General features: G+C 64.0%; 1 pseudogene. It reads right to left on the bottom strand.

Features of this window, described 5'->3' with window-relative positions:
- Window positions 1-483: 483 nt before the first annotated feature.
- Window positions 484-611: pseudogene (locus A8G15_RS32150) on the bottom strand (alpha/beta fold hydrolase); the annotation flags it as partial.

Below are 611 nucleotides of genomic sequence, written 5' to 3'. Positions count from 1 at the left end.
GCATCCCTTTGGGAACAGAAAGACCCGTGAATAGCTAAGGGCGAGTGAGTGTTCGATCGGATTCTCCGGTCTGTGCAGTCGTTGCGACCGAGGCGGGTTGGCGTCGGCGATGCCCGTTCCGTGTGCCGGCCGATGAGTGGATCACCGGCTGGGCAGCTTCGGGGGATTCACGGGTCGAGTCCAGCAGCACCGGGCCGAGTGCGGCCGTGGGTGATGGCGGTGCCTGTGCGGGGGTGACCGATATCGTGGGACGTGTCAGCTCCAGCGGGGAGGAATCAGGTCGCGGCGTAGCCGACAGGCGCAACGGATCCCAGGAGTGTCGCCGGCGAATCGACCCACGGATTGTGGGCATCCGCGGCGAGGGTCCGTGTCCGAATTCTGTTGCCGAGAGGGAAGTTCCGCAACGTGATCGGAGCTCTTTCGCGAGGGGCGGAGTGCGGGTGAATTGCTGTTTACCACGTAGGGCACCATCGAGGTGAATGCTCGCATTCGGAGGTTCTTGCGCAACCCCTGCGGATTGGACTTACGAACACGGTTCGGGGTGTACGCCGCGATCGCCGCGGCCGCATCATCGAGGCTGTCGAACCCGTCGAGTCCACTGCGCATGAACG

The organism is Rhodococcus phenolicus, from assembly GCF_001646785.1.
Lineage (GTDB): Bacteria > Actinomycetota > Actinomycetes > Mycobacteriales > Mycobacteriaceae > Rhodococcus > Rhodococcus phenolicus.
The sequence above is the reverse complement of the archived record's forward strand: the minus strand, read 5'-3'. Positions and strand labels throughout refer to the sequence as shown.